The sequence below is a fragment of the Flavobacterium sp. genome, assembly GCF_050696275.1.
Lineage (GTDB): Bacteria > Bacteroidota > Bacteroidia > Flavobacteriales > Flavobacteriaceae > Flavobacterium.
In genome coordinates this window covers 1-16,363 of record NZ_JBOGUT010000047.1, presented here as the reverse complement: position 1 = coordinate 16,363, position 16,363 = coordinate 1, and the positions used below count along the sequence as shown (strand labels likewise).

The 16,363-nt window shown below is 35.1% G+C and carries 13 protein-coding genes; 10 read left to right on the top strand and 3 right to left on the bottom strand.

The window, feature by feature from the left end; translation table 11 throughout:
• Window positions 1-485: 485 nt before the first annotated feature.
• Window positions 486-1,079 (bottom strand): hypothetical protein, encoded by a 594-nt coding sequence (locus ACRDEC_RS16360; RefSeq protein ID WP_431499443.1) that lies wholly within the window; start codon window positions 1,077-1,079, stop codon window positions 486-488.
• Between the two features lie 259 nt (window positions 1,080-1,338).
• On the opposite strand from ACRDEC_RS16360, the gene ACRDEC_RS16355 reads away from it, so the two are divergent.
• The 8 genes from ACRDEC_RS16355 to ACRDEC_RS16320 all read left to right on the top strand — a co-directional run bounded on the left by ACRDEC_RS16355 (window position 1,339) and on the right by ACRDEC_RS16320 (window position 10,076).
• Window positions 1,339-1,983 carry a DJ-1/PfpI family protein gene (locus ACRDEC_RS16355; RefSeq protein WP_431499442.1) on the top strand — a complete coding sequence of 215 codons (645 nt, stop codon included), beginning with the start codon at window positions 1,339-1,341 and terminating at the stop codon, window positions 1,981-1,983.
• A gap of 206 nt (window positions 1,984-2,189) precedes the next feature.
• The gene (locus ACRDEC_RS16350; RefSeq protein ID WP_431499441.1) at window positions 2,190-3,647 is read left to right on the top strand and encodes an FAD-dependent oxidoreductase; all 1,458 of its coding nucleotides are present in this window, start codon (window positions 2,190-2,192) and stop codon (window positions 3,645-3,647) included.
• Between the two features lie 331 nt (window positions 3,648-3,978).
• A complete protein-coding gene (locus tag ACRDEC_RS16345; protein WP_431499440.1) occupies window positions 3,979-6,339 on the top strand; it encodes a sensor histidine kinase in 2,361 nt (786 codons plus the stop codon).
• On the top strand, window positions 6,336-6,716 hold the full coding sequence (locus ACRDEC_RS16340) for a response regulator (protein ID WP_431499439.1): 381 nt from the start codon (window positions 6,336-6,338) through the stop codon (window positions 6,714-6,716). Before ACRDEC_RS16345 ends, ACRDEC_RS16340 begins: the two co-directional genes overlap by 4 nt.
• A gap of 30 nt (window positions 6,717-6,746) precedes the next feature.
• Entirely contained in the window at window positions 6,747-7,319 is a 573-nt protein-coding gene (locus ACRDEC_RS16335; RefSeq protein WP_431499438.1) for a pentapeptide repeat-containing protein, read from the top strand.
• A gap of 25 nt (window positions 7,320-7,344) precedes the next feature.
• A complete protein-coding gene (gene ygiD, locus ACRDEC_RS16330) occupies window positions 7,345-8,172 on the top strand; it encodes a 4,5-DOPA dioxygenase extradiol (RefSeq protein WP_431499437.1) in 828 nt (275 codons plus the stop codon).
• A 129-nt stretch (window positions 8,173-8,301) separates the two neighbouring features.
• The gene (locus ACRDEC_RS16325) at window positions 8,302-8,802 is read left to right on the top strand and encodes a DinB family protein (RefSeq protein ID WP_431499436.1); all 501 of its coding nucleotides are present in this window, start codon (window positions 8,302-8,304) and stop codon (window positions 8,800-8,802) included.
• Window positions 8,799-10,076, top strand: a complete 1,278-nt coding sequence (locus tag ACRDEC_RS16320; RefSeq protein ID WP_431499435.1) for a retropepsin-like aspartic protease — start codon at window positions 8,799-8,801, stop codon at window positions 10,074-10,076. The genes ACRDEC_RS16325 and ACRDEC_RS16320 overlap by 4 nt, the downstream gene beginning before the upstream one ends.
• 63 nt (window positions 10,077-10,139) lie before the next feature.
• On the opposite strand, the gene ACRDEC_RS16315 is transcribed toward ACRDEC_RS16320, so the two are convergent.
• On the bottom strand, window positions 10,140-12,773 hold the full coding sequence (locus ACRDEC_RS16315; RefSeq protein WP_431499434.1) for a valine--tRNA ligase: 2,634 nt from the start codon (window positions 12,771-12,773) through the stop codon (window positions 10,140-10,142).
• Between the two features lie 205 nt (window positions 12,774-12,978).
• Between ACRDEC_RS16315 and ACRDEC_RS16310 the strand changes: the two genes are divergently transcribed.
• On the top strand, window positions 12,979-13,413 hold the full coding sequence (locus ACRDEC_RS16310; protein WP_431499433.1) for a DUF1573 domain-containing protein: 435 nt from the start codon (window positions 12,979-12,981) through the stop codon (window positions 13,411-13,413).
• Between the two features lie 29 nt (window positions 13,414-13,442).
• Here ACRDEC_RS16310 and ACRDEC_RS16305 read toward each other — a convergent pair whose 3' ends face one another.
• Window positions 13,443-14,768 (bottom strand): aspartyl protease family protein, encoded by a 1,326-nt coding sequence (locus ACRDEC_RS16305; RefSeq protein ID WP_431499432.1) that lies wholly within the window; start codon window positions 14,766-14,768, stop codon window positions 13,443-13,445.
• A gap of 125 nt (window positions 14,769-14,893) precedes the next feature.
• On the opposite strand from ACRDEC_RS16305, the gene ACRDEC_RS16300 reads away from it, so the two are divergent.
• Window positions 14,894-16,087 (top strand): pyridoxal phosphate-dependent aminotransferase, encoded by a 1,194-nt coding sequence (locus ACRDEC_RS16300; protein ID WP_431499431.1) that lies wholly within the window; start codon window positions 14,894-14,896, stop codon window positions 16,085-16,087.
• The last annotated feature ends 276 nt before the right edge of the window (window positions 16,088-16,363 follow it).

Below are 16,363 nucleotides of genomic sequence, written 5' to 3'. Positions count from 1 at the left end.
GGCGGATTTGCATTAAATAACTTAACTATTCCTGTGTTTTATAAACTGATTGATTTGAAAAATGAAATGGTGTTTTAAGATTTTCCTTTGTATTTGATAAAAAACTAAATTTATTCAAAGGAAAGCAAAGGTGAACTATTAAAACAACACTTTATGTTTTGTTTGAAGTGTCTTTTTTGTGTTTTTACCCTATCCAAGTAAAAATATTAAGTAGAATTCTAATTTAGATTGAAGGTGTGTTTTTAAATCTTGCTTTTTGTCTAAAGAGTTAAGTAAATCAATCTTTTTGTCTAATTGGTTTAAAATATAGTTCATTTATATATTGTAGTTTTTTAAAAATATCACATAACGTCCCGACGCTTGGCGAGGTTGGGGACTAAAGAGGCGTAATTTTTCCATTATGCACAAATTTTCCAAGTACAAAACCATCTTCAAATTAAGCCTAAAACCCCAATCTCGCCAAACGGCTGTTAGCTGTTCGGTTCTTAGCTATAAAGTGCTGGATTTGTAAGGATATTTGCTAATACATTACTTGCTAAATCTTTTCCAAATCCTAATAGTTTTTCGACTATTTTATTATGTTTTTTCGCAGGCTCCAGTTCTTCTTCAGCAATTATTTCTTGCAATTCTGATAATTGCTTTCCTGATAACTCATCTTGTAATGCTTTGATAATAATATTTAATTTAATGGTTTGCTTTTGCGTTTGGTTCTGATTCTGATTAACTGTGATATTTATACCATCTTTTTTTTCAACAGATTTTTCTTTTGATGGTAAGCCAAATGTTTTAATATCAGATATAAAACTTTCTATTAAATCTGTTGCCTGCTTTTCACAGATTTTGGAGTTATTTCCACCTCCAGCAGATGAACTGCGACCACTTCTGTCAAAGGTAGATATTGACATATAGTTTTGAAATTTTATATCTTCGATTTGCTTTTGTTGATTACAATTTTCGCCATAAATGCGATTAATAATATTTATTGCTTTAGCTTTCCACGATTGTAGTGTAGCATTACTACTTATGTTTGGAGATTTAATTTCTTCTAATGCGCAAATATATTTTTCTTGTAATTCCATATGTTGTTATTTTCTTCGATTTTTTTTGAACTGACAGCTAACTCTCAAATATACGCAACTTTCACAAAATGATATAAAAAAAGAAGTTTACTCTCCCAATTTTAAGTAATACACTTATTTTTAGGGATCCTATCTGCTTAAAAATAATCGTTTCATTCAACAAAACGCAATTAAATACTTTACTATAAAGCATTTAAAATTATTTTTTATCTATATTTATAGCTTAATTCCTATTAAAACCAAAAATCAGTAAACAAATATGCACAAAACTATAAACGTGGCCATCCTCATCTATCCAGGTGTAGAAGTAGTCGATATGAACGGACCTATCGACGTATTTATGAAAGCCAACCGATACAATAAAAACAGGTATCATGTATTTACGGTTGCAGAGTCAGCTGGTATCGTCCAAAGTGAAGAAGAGGCAGTACAGATTAAGCCTAAATTTACACTCAAAAATTGTCCGCCACCGGACATCATTGTCATTCCTGGACAGGTTATGCCACAAGGAAGTCCACGCCCGTTCGGAAACGGATCAGAGACTTTAGTACATTGGATCAAAAATCAGGGCCAAAATACCGGAACAACAATCATGTCTGTTTGTGTAGGTGCCTATATTCTGGCTCATACTGGTTTATTAAACGGCAAAAAAGTAACCACACATTGGCAAGCCATAGAGAGTTTACAAAAGGAATATCCGAAACTTATTTTAATTAAAAATGTCCGATATGTCGCAGACGGTCAATTCGTAACGACTGGTGGTGTGACCTCCGGCATTGACGGCGCATTATTTCTTATCAGTAAAATTGATGGACCTAGTATCGCTCAGGAAGTTGCAGATGTTATGGTTTACAACCGAGACGCACCATTGCCGCCAGATACAATCCTGCCTGACAGTAAATAATTAGGCACATAGGATTCATCCTAATCTTAAATAAATGATTTAGATGTCTTGTCAATCTGACCTCGACTGGATTCAAACCAATAACCTATTTTCCTTCAAAATTCTAACGTAGTTTTGTACCAATACTCTTTTGTCTTAAATTTGCGCAATTGTAACGAAGATAAAACGCTGAAAAATACAAATTTCTCGCGTTAAATAAAGGGAAAGTGAAGGAAGTAGAAAATGAACAAGCGAGCTGGGCTATTTGTCAGGAATGTCAGGGACGCGGCAAAAAAAGCCGAAGGCTCACCAAGAAAGTACGACTCAGCTACCAAATGGCATTGGATCAATTTGAAAAAACACAAGGCGAAGGAGTGGCACCAGTCCGTCCTAAAGGTCATCTCTACACCTGCCTGAACTGTTCCGGATCCGGATTACTCCATTCTGAAAATCATCCTATAGCAGATAAAGAAAACTACCCACACGTTGCTATTATTGGTGGCGGTATAGGCGGAGTCGCCCTAGCGGTGGCCTGTTTGCACCGTGGGATTCCTTTTAGCCTTTATGAGCGTGATAGCCACTTCGATGCCCGATCTCAGGGTTACGGACTCACTTTACAACAAGCCAGTAAAGCAATTGAAGGATTGGGTGTTTTCTCGTTAGAAGAAGGAGTCATTTCAACAAGACATAGGGTTCATACTACCGAAGGAAAAGTGATTGGAGAATGGGGAATCAGAAAGTGGATACAGCCAGAGACAAAAGCGTCAACCAAACGTTCCAATATACATATTGCAAGACAATCTCTTCGATTAACGCTACTTCAGCAACTCGGCGGACAACATGCGGTACATTGGGGTCACCAGTTAGTAGATTTTAAACAATCTGAGGGTGAAGGAGTTCATCTGAGCTTTCAAGTCAATGGTGAGCTAAAAAGCACCAAAGCGGACCTTGTGGTCGGAGCCGATGGTATTCGCAGTTCGGTTCGGAAATTGCTGATTGGCGAGGATATTACCCCTTTGCGTTATCTGGGTTGTATTGTGATATTGGGAATTTGCCCTTTGAAGGCTCTTGAAGGTCTTACTAGTTCTTTATTGGACTCAGCTACTGTATTTCAAACCGCCAATGGCAATGAGCGGATCTACATAATGCCTTATACATCAGACTCAGTAATGTGGCAGCTTAGCTTCCCAATGCCAGAAAAAGAAGCTAAGGCGTTAAGCGCTCAAGGACCTCAGGCACTCAAGGAAGAAGCGTGTCGCAGAACGCAATGGCACGATCCCATTCCTCAGATTTTAGCAGCGACCCTGGAAGCTCAAATTTCCGGCTATCCCGTCTATGACCGAGAGTTACTCAAATCAGAATTACTAAAAAAAGGCGGACAAGTAACCCTAATCGGAGATGCGGCTCATCCAATGAGTCCTTTCAAAGGACAGGGCGCAAATCAGGCATTACTGGATGCGCTGTCGTTGGCTCGTGGGATCTCAAGAGGATGCAGAGCGGCATCTCAATGGAGAGAAGCTGGAGTAAGGGAAAGTGTGTTAACTGAGTTTGAATCAGAAATGTTAGAACGCAGTGCTTCTAAAGTGAACGATTCAGCAGAAGCCGCCCAGTTTCTACATTCCGAAATTGTGCTACATGAGGGCGATGAGCCAAGAGGACGTTGTTTAAAGAAACCAAAGACGTAACGATAATCATTCTTCAGTTTCAAGTAAAACAAACCTGGAAAATAACCTAATAATAAGTAGTAGACTTACCATTGTGTAGAATAAAAACTGTTCCTTTAGCCATTAACAAAAAAATCTAGTAAAGACGACTTAATAATTAATCAATTTCTTTACAGCTGCATAAATAGGACTGAAACCTGTCCTGTCAAAGTCACAAATCGAACAAGAATCCCCTTTTTTAAAGGGATTTTTTTATTTTATATCTCATGCTCAATTTTTATACCCTCAATACGATAATTCTCTGATTTTTAGTTATTTTTGCCCCTTAGAAACACGAACTATAAAGAGAAATATGAACACCGAGAAAAAAATAACGCCCTATAGCAGCTGGTTTCTTTCTCGACCCAAATCTTCAGGAATCTTAGTTTTCTTATTCATTTTTGCACTCTTAAATCTTATTGTTCTGTTACGTTATCAGGTGCTTAAGAAATCTGAAACTAATGAAATGACCATTGCGCTCAACATTGTTGAACAGAACATCGAGCAATCTCTAAAAAATAGCTATGCAACAACCATTGGACTTGCACTTACAATAGATGATAAGGGGGAACCTAAAAATTTTGAATCTGTTGGCAAACAGCTTTTAGGCAGCAATAATTTTATTGATGCCGTACAGCTTGTTCCAAATGGTGTCATAAAGTACACGTATCCCATGGCTGGTAATGAAGCGGCCACAAATTTTAATATTCTCAAGAGTCCATTACATCGTGAAGCTGCCCTGAAGGCAATTGATTCAAAAAAAATGTATTACGTAGGTCCTGTCGAACTCAAACAAGGTGGCCTTGGGATTGTAGGCCGATTACCTGTCTATAAAAAAGATAAATTTTGGGGATTTGCAGCTGTAATCATCAAATTTTCAAGGTTTGTAAAATCAACCGGAATCGAAACTTTTGATCGTCAGAATTTTTATTTTCAATTTTCAAAGATTGATCCAAACACTAAAAAAGAGGAATTCTTTCTTCAAAACAAATCGGATTTCAGAAATAAATTTTTTAAAAGTGCTTCAATTCCCGAAGGCGACTGGAAATTATACATTATCAGGAAAAACGATTTTCAGGCTTTGAAATCCATGGCTCCAATATTCTTATTGGCCTTATTGCTGGCATCACTTTGCGGCGTGTTTGTTACTTCGTTTTTAAAGCGCCCGTCTCAACTTCAAAATCAGGTAAAAATCCAAACGGACAAACTGCTCAAAAACGAATTATTCTTTAAATCTATTTTTGAACACGCAGGATTGGGAATCACACATACGAATTCAATTGCAGGTACTTTCATTGATGCCAACAATAAATTTTGTGAACTCATAGGCTATACGCAGGAAGAAATCAAAAAAATGAACTTCATGATGATTACCCATCCTGATGATTTAGACGCCGATTTAAAAAGAATGAAAAGTTTAAGAGAAGGAGAACTCGGAGGTTTTTCTCTCGAAAAAAGATATTTTCACAAAAATGGCAATATAATCTGGGTAAACATTACTGTTACTCCGCTTTGGGAGAAAGATGAAACTCCAAATACGCACATGACCATTGTCGAAGACATTACAAAACGTAAAGAGTACGAATTTGCGCTGGTTCATTCTCAAAATAATATAGAATCCCTGATTAATACTATTGACGGAATTGTCTGGGAAGGCTATCCGGACAAACCTGGAGTTACTTTTATCAGTAAGAAATCAGAAGCGATTTTAGGCTACACATCGAAAGAATGGCTTGAAAACGAGGATTTCTGGTTCGATCATATGCATCCGGAAGACCGGGAATGGGTAGCAGCACAAACGTCGGAATGCTCCAAAACAAGAACGCCGCATGTTTTGGAATACCGCATGATTGACAAATCAGGAAATACCGTCTGGCTTCGGGATATTGTCAGCATTTTTGTAGAAAGCGACGGCTCTATCAAATTCCGTGGGATTTTAATCGATATTACGCAAACCAAGCAATTCGAATTGGACCTAAACAATTCCCTAAATCTGGTGACCCAGCAAAATAAAAGACTTCTGGATTTTTCTTATATTGTTTCGCATAATCTCCGTTCACACACCAGTAACATTCAATCTTTGGCCACTCTTATTGAGGAAAGCGACGATGAAACCGAAAAAACAGAATTCCTTACATTACTGAAATCGGTTTCTGAGGCATTGAATAAAACCATGGATAATCTTAACGAAGTCGTTTCCATACAAACGCATATAAATCCTGTAATTGAAACACTGAGCTTAACTGAGGTAATCGATAAAACGCTGGAAGTTTTAAGTAATCAGATCAAAATATCACATGCTCAAATCATCAATACAATTGACAAATCTGTTACTGTAAATTACAATCCGGCTTATCTGGACAGTGTCATGCTTAATTTTATTCTAAATGCCGTTCGTTACCGCCATCCGGAAAGAAATCCGGTAATTGAACTGAATTCATACGAAGAAAAAGAGTATATTGTACTTGAAATAAAAGACAACGGAATTGGTATTGATTTAAAGAAAAACGGAAAAAAACTTTTCGGAATGTATAAGACATTTACAAATAATCCGGAATCAAAAGGAATTGGATTGTTTATCTCCAAAAATCAAATCGATACCATGCAGGGAAAAGTAGCCGTAGAAAGTGAGATTAATATTGGTACAACTTTTAAAATTTACTTCAAAAAATGATTTTAAAAACGATTTGTATAATTGATGATGATCCTATTTATCAGCTTATTACAAAAAAAATTATAGAAAAAAACGCTCTTTTTTCAGACAGGCAATCCTTTACCGACGGGTTTGATGCGCTGCATTTTTTTAGGTCCGAAAAAAGAATTCCTGATATTATTTTACTTGATATCGAAATGCCTGCAATGGATGGATGGGATTTTCTGGATGAATTTTGTGATCTTAAAAAAGGCTTTGACCAAAAAATAGCTATTTACGTCATTAGTTCTTCCATCGCAAAAGAAGATATTGAAAAAGCCAAAACCTACGACTGTATCACCGGTTTCATCAGCAAACCCATCAATTTGGAAAAATTAAAAAAAATAGCCAACTCCTAAATTCTTATATTTGTGTTCAAATAAACAATAATGAGCACCGATTATATTTACGATAAAGATTTCAATCAAACTACCTTTTCAAAATACGAAATCTCACAAAAAGAATATGAAAACTGTACTTTCAACCATTGTGATTTAACCGAATGTGTTTTTCAGGGAACCACATTTGTAGATTGTACTTTTAATTTTTGCAATTTCAAAGAAGCTAAATTGGGTCATGTCGGTTTAAGGAATGTACAATTTACGAATTGTGATTTTACCAGTGTCAATTTTGCCATGACTGATCAGGTAATTTATGAGTTTCATTTTAAAGACTGCAAACTGGACTATTCCATGTTTTATGATTTGAAATTAAAAAACATGAATTTTACCAATTGCAGTATGATTAGTGTCGATTTTATGAAATCGGATTTAACCGAAGCTTTATTTGACAACTGTAATTTGCATTTAGCCGTATTTACCGATGCTATTGCAAATAAAACCGATTTTTATTCCAGTTATTTCTTCTCAATTGATCCGGAAAAAACCAAATTGAAAAAAGCTGTTTTTTCTCAGGAAAACATCAAAGGATTACTCGATAAATATGAGATTATAGTAAAATAAGTTTCATTTTTAAATTATTCAGGATATGGATTTGAATGACTTACATAAAATTTCAGCTGTTTTCCCCAATACCGAAAAAATGCCTGTTTTGTTTTTAGGCCATGGCAATCCAATGAATGCTATCGAGGAAAATCAGTTTGTTGCCGGTTTTCGCAACGTTGCAAAAACATTGCCTCAACCTAATGCTATTTTATGCGTTTCTGCGCATTGGTTTACAAACGGGACAAAGGTAACTGCAATGGAATTTCCTCAAACCATTCATGATTTTGGCGGCTTTCCTCCTGCTTTATATGAAGTACAATATCCGGCCAAAGGAAGCCCTGAATTAGCAAAAGAAACACAACAACTGCTAGATCCTATACTAGTCGAATTAGATGAAAAATGGGGTTTAGATCACGGAGCCTGGAGCGTCATAAAACATTTGTATCCCGATGCTAATATTCCTGTTATCCAATTGAGCATCGATTATACCAAACCGGCTGAATATCATTTCGAGTTGGCAAAAAAACTGAATTCTCTGCGTCACAAAGGCATATTAATCATTGGCAGCGGTAATATCGTGCACAACTTGCGATTGGTTGATTTCAATAATTTTAACAAAGTTGATTACGGATTCGACTGGGCAATCGAAGCACACGAGAAAATAAACAATTGGCTCCTCGAAGGCAATTATCAGCCTATCATAGACTACGACAAACAAAGTAAGGCGATACGGCTAGCGGTTCCAACACCTGATCATTATTTGCCTCTGATTTACTCGTTGGGACTGAAAGACAAAAACGACGAAATCACCTTGTTCAACAATCATTTATTAGCTGGTTCTTTGAGTATGACTTCGGTTAAAATTTCATAAGATATCTGAAATAAATAAAATCGGCCAAACCAAAATAGAAAAGATTTTTTTTTCTAAGCGATATTATTTCAGCATATTGGCAAATTCGTTTAGAAAAAATAATTAATTTTATCCAATTCAAAACACCAAATGAACACCACAAATAGCCAAAATGCAATTCATGCCATACTTCAAGAATATGAAAAAGCAATTGCTGAACTACAAAATGTCATCTGCACAATTTCTGATTCCGATTTGCTTTTTCCAGTAGATCCCAGAACTCAAAACCCGGACTGCAAATCCATTCAAACCGTGCTTGCCCATGTAGTGAGCTCAGGCTATTCCTATGCTGTCTATATTCGAAAATTAAAAAATAAAGAAGCACAACGTCCGGAAAAAACAAACCGTTTATCGGCCTCTGAGTATCATAAAGATCTAAATAATGTGATATTATTTACTCAGGATACGTTTTCAGATATTTATGATTGTGAATTGGAAGAGTTTGATTCCGAAAAGAAAATACAAACTACTTGGGGACAATTATACGACATCGAGCAAATGATGGAACATGCCATTGTACATATTTTACGCCACAGAAGGCAAATCGAAAAGTTTAAAGTAATACTGAAAACCGAAAAAACAACTCCATGACCACAACAAACAAATTAATTCTTTTCATTACGATGCTGTCTACAGGCATCACTGTTTTTGGCCAATCAGAGAAAGACAAGTTCAATCAGATGTATGATTTATTACGTCATAAAAGCTTTTTTGAAGCAAAAAACAGGTATGCAGACGGTAAAAGACAGCTTTCCCCAGTACATCAGATTTTCACTGAAGCCTATTTAGACAATGTTTTCAATCGATTAAATGAATCAAATGAAAAGATAAAAAGGCTGACGGAAAATAATACCAGACAATTACCTGATTCCCTCCTACTCCGTTTATATGAGATAAAAGAGGACAATTCTTTAAAATTATTTGAATACAAAGAAGCCAAAAATACGGTTGAAACCATTCTAAAAAAGTATGTTTCCCTCCTCTCTACCGAAGAAATTGAAGATTACAAAAACAACTTAAAAATATGGTCTGCTTTAGAAAAAGAGCCCAAACAGCAAGTTGTTATAAAAGAAGATAATCGGATTAAGATAAATAAAGACAAAGCGGGTTTAGACAATCTTAAAATTACAGCCAACAAGGATTCATTGGATTTTATCTTCGATACCGGTGCCAATCTTTCGACCACAATAAAATCAGTGGCCAAACGATTAAATATGAAAATCATCCCTGTTTCTATTGAAGTAGGCGCTATTACCGGAAAAAAAGTAATCGCACAGCTTGCCGTATGTGATAAAATAACTATAGGCAATATTGAAATCCGAAATGCCGTTTTTTTAGTTTTTAATGATGAAGATCTGGCCTTCCCTCAAATAGGTTATCAAATTTATGGAATTCTGGGTTTTCCTGTTATCGAAGCATTCAAAGAAATACAGATTTCAAAAGAGGGTTATTTTATAGTGCCAAAAACTGAAACTGAGCTTACAGGAGCTTCAAACATGGCTATGGACAAGCTGACACCGTTTATTTATATCGAAAACAAGCAATATACTTTTGATACTGGTGCAAATAAAACCATTTTGTACACGCCTTATTATTTGGCCAACCAACAGGAAATAGATGCTAAGTACAAAAAAACAACTCTCCGATTTGGTGGTGCCGGCGGTATTGAGACACACGAAGGTTTTTCTATAAACTATACACCTGAATTATTTGGAAAAAAAATTAGTCTTGAAGAAACAAGTCTGATACTTGATGCTCCTGCAGACAAATCAAAATATTTTTATGGTAATATAGGTCAGGATCTGATCAAAAAATTTGACAAACTGACTTTAAACTTTCATAAGATGTTTATCAGGTTGGACTGATTTTAATTAACTTTCATAACATCAATTATAAAAAAAAGTCCCTCGGTTGAGGGACTTTTTCTTTTATTTCAAACTGACTAAGCTTTGCTCTATAGTAGCAATTTTCGCTAATGCATCAGCTTCTTTTTTGCGTTCCATATCAATTACTTTTTCAGGCGCTCCTGCTACAAACTTCTCGTTCGATAATTTTGCCTGAACCGATTTTAAAAAGCCTTTGTTGTAATTCAATTCTTCTGTAAGCTTTGCAATTTCAGCTTCCATATCGATATTTCCGGTAATCGGAATAAAGTATTCATTCGATTTTACCCTGTACGATAAGGCTCCGTCTACTTTATCCGAAACATAATCCAAAGCGGAAATATTTCCAAGTTTTACTACAACTGAATCAAAATAAGCAGAAGCGTTCTCCTTATTTACTATTTTCAGTTCAATAGTATCCTTAAACGGAATGTTTTTGTCTTTTCGAATGGTTCTTATTCCGGAAATTACTTCGGCTGCAAATTCAAAATCTGTAATCAGTTTCTCATTTACAGTTCTCATTTTTGGCCATTCAGCTATAATTAAAGCTTCTTCAGGAGTTCTCTCAGCAATACGTTGCCAGATTTCTTCCGTCAGGAATGGCATAAATGGATGCAATAATTTTAAATTAGCTTCAAGCATTTCTATTGCTTTTGCAAAAGTCACATTATCAATAGGCTGTTGGTAACCCGGTTTAATCATTTCCAGGAATAGCGCACAGAAGTCATCCCAAACTAATTTGTAAATTGTCATTAAAGCATCCGAAATTCTATATTTTTCGAAACTATCTTCAATTTCAATCAAAGTTTTCTGTAGTTTAGCTTCAAACCACTCAATTGCTACTCTAGAAGATTCCGGCTGTGCAATCGAATCCGATACTTCCCATCCTTTTATTAGTTTGAAAGCATTCCATATTTTATTTGAAAAGGCTTTCCCTTGGTTACATAATTCCTCGTCAAACATAATATCATTACCTGCCGAAGCACTCAATAACAATCCAACACGTACACCATCGGCACCAAATTTTTCAATTAGACCAAGCGGCTCAGGAGAATTCCCTAATTGTTTAGACATTTTTCTACCTTGCTTGTCACGAACCAAACCGGTTAAGTATACATTGGTAAATGGTTTTTCACCTGCATACTCATATCCTGCAATAATCATTCTGGCTACCCAAAAGAATAAAATATCCGGTCCGGTAACTAAATCATTGGTTGGATAATAGTATTTAAAGTCCTCGTTTTCAGGATCCATAATTCCTCCAAAAACAGCCATAGGCCATAACCAGGAAGAAAACCAAGTATCCAGTGCATCAGCATCTTGCGTTAAATCTGAAGCTTGTAAAGAGGTATTTCCTGTTTTTTGCTGAGCTAATTTTACAGCTTCATCAATAGTTTCGGCGACTACAAAATCTTCTTTCCCATCTCCGTAAAAATAAGCTGGAATTTGCTGGCCCCACCACAACTGACGTGAAATGTTCCAATCCCTGATATTTTCTAACCAATGACGGTAAGTATTGTTAAAACGCGACGGGTATAATTTTACTTCTTCTGTTTCTAAAACCGATTTGATGGCCGGTTTAACCAGATCTTCCATTCGCAAAAACCATTGGTCAGACAAACGCGGTTCAATTACGGCTTTTGTTCTCTCTGAAGTTCCTACATTATTGATATGGTTTTCTACTTTGGCCAAAGCGCCAATGGTTTCCAGTTCTTTCGATATTTCTTCACGCACTACAAAACGATCTTTGCTTTCATAATGCAATCCAAAACTATTTAAAGTGGCATCATCATTAAAAATATCAATGATTTCTAAATTGTGCTTTTCTCCTAAAGTTTTATCATTCACATCGTGGGCAGGTGTCACTTTCAGACAACCGGTCCCGAACTCCATATCTACATATTCATCGAAAATAATTGGGATAACCCTATTGCAAATTGGAACTATAGCCTTTTTTCCTTTCAAATGAAAATAGCGCTCGTCTTCCGGATGAATACAGATAGCTGTATCTCCCAGAATAGTTTCCGGACGTGTTGTAGCAATGGTTACAAACTCATTCGAACCTTCAATTTGGTATTTTAAATGGTATAATTTTCCTTGACGTTCTTCGTAAATAACTTCTTCGTCAGACAGTGTTGTTTTAGCTTCCGGATCCCAGTTTACCATTCGATAACCACGGTATATCTGACCTTTATTATATAAATCCACAAACGAACGAATTACAGAAGCCGACATGTCCGGATCCATCGTAAACTTGGTTCTGTCCCAATCACAAGAGCATCCCAGCTGCTTTAATTGTTCCAAAATGGTTCCGCCGTATTTATCTGTCCATTCCCAGGCATGTTTTAAAAATTCTTCACGGGTTAAATCATTTTTGTTGATTCCCTCAGATTTTAATTTAGCCACCACTTTAGCTTCCGTGGCGATAGATGCATGATCTGTTCCCGGAACCCAACAGGCGTTAAACCCTTTCAAACGTGCACGTCGAATCAATACATCCTGAATAGTATTGTTCAGCATATGCCCCATATGCAACACTCCTGTGACGTTTGGAGGTGGAATTACAATGGTGTATGGTGTTCTATGGTCTGGTTTTGAATGAAAATAATTATTTTTCATCCAGTAATCATACCATTTCTGCTCTGCTGTTTTAGCTTCAAATTGTGCGGGAATTGACATCTGTTGTTTATCGTTGATTCGTTTATATTTAACTTGGTTGCAAAAGCCTCTCAGATTTCCTTCAAAAATGAAAACAATCTTTGGTATACTTTTTGTATTTATATGCAAAAGTAAGTAAACTGGTCAAATATAAAAAGTGCGTTAAAATATTTGTATGTTTACAGAAACAAAACTATTTTTACTAATAATATTAATTAATTTGATAATGAAAAAATTTTTAACCTTTATGGCAATTGCGGCTTTTGGTTTTATATCTCAAGCACAAACAGGAGCAAAAATTGAGTTTAAAGACAAAGATAACACCATTGATTATGGTACTGTAACTAAAGATAGTGATAGTGGAATCAGAACTTTTGAATTTACAAATACCGGAGATCAGGATTTAGTTATTACAAATGTTCAATCCTCTTGCGGATGTACGGTTCCTACAAAACCAACCGAGCCAATCAAACCTGGTAAAACAGGAAAAATTGATGTAAAATATAATATGAATCCCGGACCTATCAGAAAAACAATTACGGTTGAATCTAACGCTGTAAACTTTGAAGGAGGGAAAGTAGCCCTTAAAATTAAAGGTACTGTTATTGTTCCTGAACAAGTAAATATGATGGAAAAGAAAAAAGCATTACCAAGTAACTAAATAAAAAGTCCCGATAAAAGGGACTTTTTTTATAGTATTTTTTTAAGATAGAATTTGATTTTGAAGGGGTTTCCATTCCTTTCAATATCCAGGACAATCAAACGCCCTTCTTCAGATTGCATCAGATCATTTATTTCCTGCAGCTTAAAATTAAAAGCATACCTTCCGTTTATTTTTTGAATTATATCTCCTTTTTTAATCCCAGCTAAATCTCCAGGCGAGTTTTTCCTGACATTTGAAACTTCATACAAAGGTTTTAGCTTAAATTCATACTTTACATTTGTAGGACGATCATCAAATACTGTCCTTGCATTTTCGCTTTTTACCAGTTCCGTTTTTAGTTCCACTTTTTCCTCAACCCACTGTAATCCTGAATGCTGAAATTCTATTCCACTCATACTGTAATTGAAGGGTTCGTAAAAAGTTAAATTCTTTTTTAAATACATCTTTTTATCCTGATAATCAAACAGAACATTAAATCTTTTTAAAATTTCAGAGCCTAAAGATCCATTTCTCCCTTCAACCATACTTACGCTCTGAAGAGATTGTTCGCTTGGAAAGGAAACGGTTGGTAATTCAATTTCTGCATCACCTATTTTTATCTGCTCAATTCTGGAACGTTTCCCATAAATATCACCACTGAAACCACGGCCTAAAAAATCATCAAAATAATTTTGAGGCACTTTAATATTCACTTTATTTTCAAACAGCCACAAAGCATCACTTCCTCCGGTATCAATCAAAAGTTTAGTTTGTATTTCTTTTGAATTTAAACTCACCGTTGCTTCAATATAAGGCTTTTCCAGTTCAAGAGAAATGGGTATTTCATCATATCTTTTCAGTTTTTTTACTGAAAATGATTCTCTGTTTTTATAAATAATAATCTTTTTCTTAGTGTAATTAAATTCAATAAAATTATCCTTAAAAAAATGATAACCTAAAATTCCATGTACAGGAATCCCTAACTGGGAAGAAAAATTCACGTCTTGATCCAAAATTATGTAAATCTCGTGATTATTATCTACTAAATCCCCAATCGAAACCCTATTCTTTTTTGAATGAAGTGCATCAATAGATTTACCATCTCCCAGTCCTTTAATCTTAATTTTTTCAACATTATTGAATTGGAGTGAATCGGTATCTTCCAAACTAAAAAGCACGGTCTTCTCAACACCTGTATCTAATAAGAAATTAAGATTTACTCCATTAATTTTGACTGGAATGATAGCCAAATTATTACTAAGTTGAAATGGAACGGATATTTTTTTTCTATTTGAAGTAAAGTGAAACCCTTCTTGGGAAAATACCGTTAAAAAATAAAATAAAAAAAAGGCAGATAGGTAGATTTTCTTCATTAACAGGTGTTTTTATAAAGTTAGTAATAATACGGCAAGAAAAAATAGAATTAACAATATTGCAACACTTTTTTGAGGCATTTATTAATAAAAAATCGCAAATTTGCATTTCAAATCTTATTATCATGCCAAAAATATCAAACAAAGGACACCAAATGCCAGAATCTCCTATAAGAAAGCTGGTTCCCTATTCAGAAATTGCAAAGAAAAAAGGCCATAAAGTATACCACTTAAACATTGGACAACCTGACATTAAAACTCCTGAAGTAGCTTTAAACGCTGTAAAAAATGCAGATATTAAAATATTAGAATACAGTCATTCTGCTGGATTTGACAGCTATAGAACTAAATTGGCTATGAGTTATCAAAAAATAGGATTACCTATTAATAAAGAAGATATCATTATTACCACAGGTGGTTCAGAGGCTTTATTATTTGCAATGGGAAGCACTATGGATGCTGGTGATGAAATTATCATTCCTGAACCTTTTTATGCTAATTATAACGGATTTTCAACTGCTTCAGGCGTAAAAGTAGTACCTGTAATCTCTACTCTGGACGAAGGGTTTGCCTTACCTCCTATTTCAGAATTTGAAAAATTAATTACCTCAAAAACAAAAGCGATTCTAATTTGTAACCCAGGAAATCCAACCGGTTATTTATATTCTGAATCTGAAATTCAGCAATTGGCCGAATTAGTAAAAAAACATGATTTATTTTTAATTGCTGATGAAGTTTATCGCGAATTTACTTATGATGGATACAAACATTATTCCATTATGAATATTCCTGGAATCGAAGAAAATGCTATTATGATTGATTCTGTTTCCAAAAGATACAGTATGTGTGGCGCTCGTATCGGCTGCATCGCTTCAAAAAACAAAGAACTTATGGCTACTGCAATGAAATTTGCACAAGCTCGATTAAGTCCACCAACTTTTGCTCAAATAGCCAGCGAAGCTGCTCTTGATACTCCACAAAATTATTTCGACGAAGTAATCACTGAATACAAAGAACGCCGCGATACACTTATTTCCGAATTAAATAAAATTGAAGGGGTAAAAGTAGCAACACCAAAAGGTGCTTTTTACTGTATTGCACAACTTCCTGTAAATGATGCAGACGATTTTGCTCAGTGGCTTCTTGAAACTTACGATTTTAATGGTGAAACTGTCATGGTTGCGCCTGCTGCAGGATTCTATTCTACTCCAGGAGTAGGAAAAAATGAAGTTCGAATCGCTTATGTTCTTAAAAAAGAAGATTTGGTTAAATCTGTTCAAATACTTAGTGAAGCTTTAAAAGTTTATAACGCTAAATAGTTTTTGAAGCCGTTTTTTGGCATTTTAAACTGTTTTTCTGCTTCACTACTTTTGTTGCGAGGATATCGGCTAAAACAGAGTTCACCGAGCTAATGAAATAGAAAAAAGTGAAATAATTTAGAGCTAAATACAAACAAAAGTATTCTTTATATGAGTCGTCCTAAAATAGGTTGACAAGTTTTACAATAAATTAATTAAAACCAGTGAAGTTAACTTCACTGGTTTTTTCATATACAAAGTTAGGTGTTTTCATATTTAAACTCAAATGTGGTCTTT

What these genes read in the sequence shown, in the direction of transcription:
- ACRDEC_RS16360 (WP_431499443.1), bottom strand. Translation starts at nt 1,079, where the DNA reads ATGGAATTACAAGAAAAATATATTTGCGCATTAGAAGAAATTAAATCT.
- ACRDEC_RS16355 (WP_431499442.1), top strand. Translation starts at nt 1,339, where the DNA reads ATGCACAAAACTATAAACGTGGCCATCCTCATCTATCCAGGTGTAGAA.
- ACRDEC_RS16345 (WP_431499440.1), top strand. Translation starts at nt 3,979, where the DNA reads ATGAACACCGAGAAAAAAATAACGCCCTATAGCAGCTGGTTTCTTTCT.
- ACRDEC_RS16340 (WP_431499439.1), top strand. Translation starts at nt 6,336, where the DNA reads ATGATTTTAAAAACGATTTGTATAATTGATGATGATCCTATTTATCAG.
- ACRDEC_RS16335 (WP_431499438.1), top strand. Translation starts at nt 6,747, where the DNA reads ATGAGCACCGATTATATTTACGATAAAGATTTCAATCAAACTACCTTT.
- ygiD (WP_431499437.1), top strand. Translation starts at nt 7,345, where the DNA reads ATGGATTTGAATGACTTACATAAAATTTCAGCTGTTTTCCCCAATACC.
- ACRDEC_RS16325 (WP_431499436.1), top strand. Translation starts at nt 8,302, where the DNA reads ATGAACACCACAAATAGCCAAAATGCAATTCATGCCATACTTCAAGAA.
- ACRDEC_RS16320 (WP_431499435.1), top strand. Translation starts at nt 8,799, where the DNA reads ATGACCACAACAAACAAATTAATTCTTTTCATTACGATGCTGTCTACA.
- ACRDEC_RS16315 (WP_431499434.1), bottom strand. Translation starts at nt 12,773, where the DNA reads ATGTCAATTCCCGCACAATTTGAAGCTAAAACAGCAGAGCAGAAATGG.
- ACRDEC_RS16310 (WP_431499433.1), top strand. Translation starts at nt 12,979, where the DNA reads ATGAAAAAATTTTTAACCTTTATGGCAATTGCGGCTTTTGGTTTTATA.
- ACRDEC_RS16305 (WP_431499432.1), bottom strand. Translation starts at nt 14,768, where the DNA reads ATGAAGAAAATCTACCTATCTGCCTTTTTTTTATTTTATTTTTTAACG.
- ACRDEC_RS16300 (WP_431499431.1), top strand. Translation starts at nt 14,894, where the DNA reads ATGCCAAAAATATCAAACAAAGGACACCAAATGCCAGAATCTCCTATA.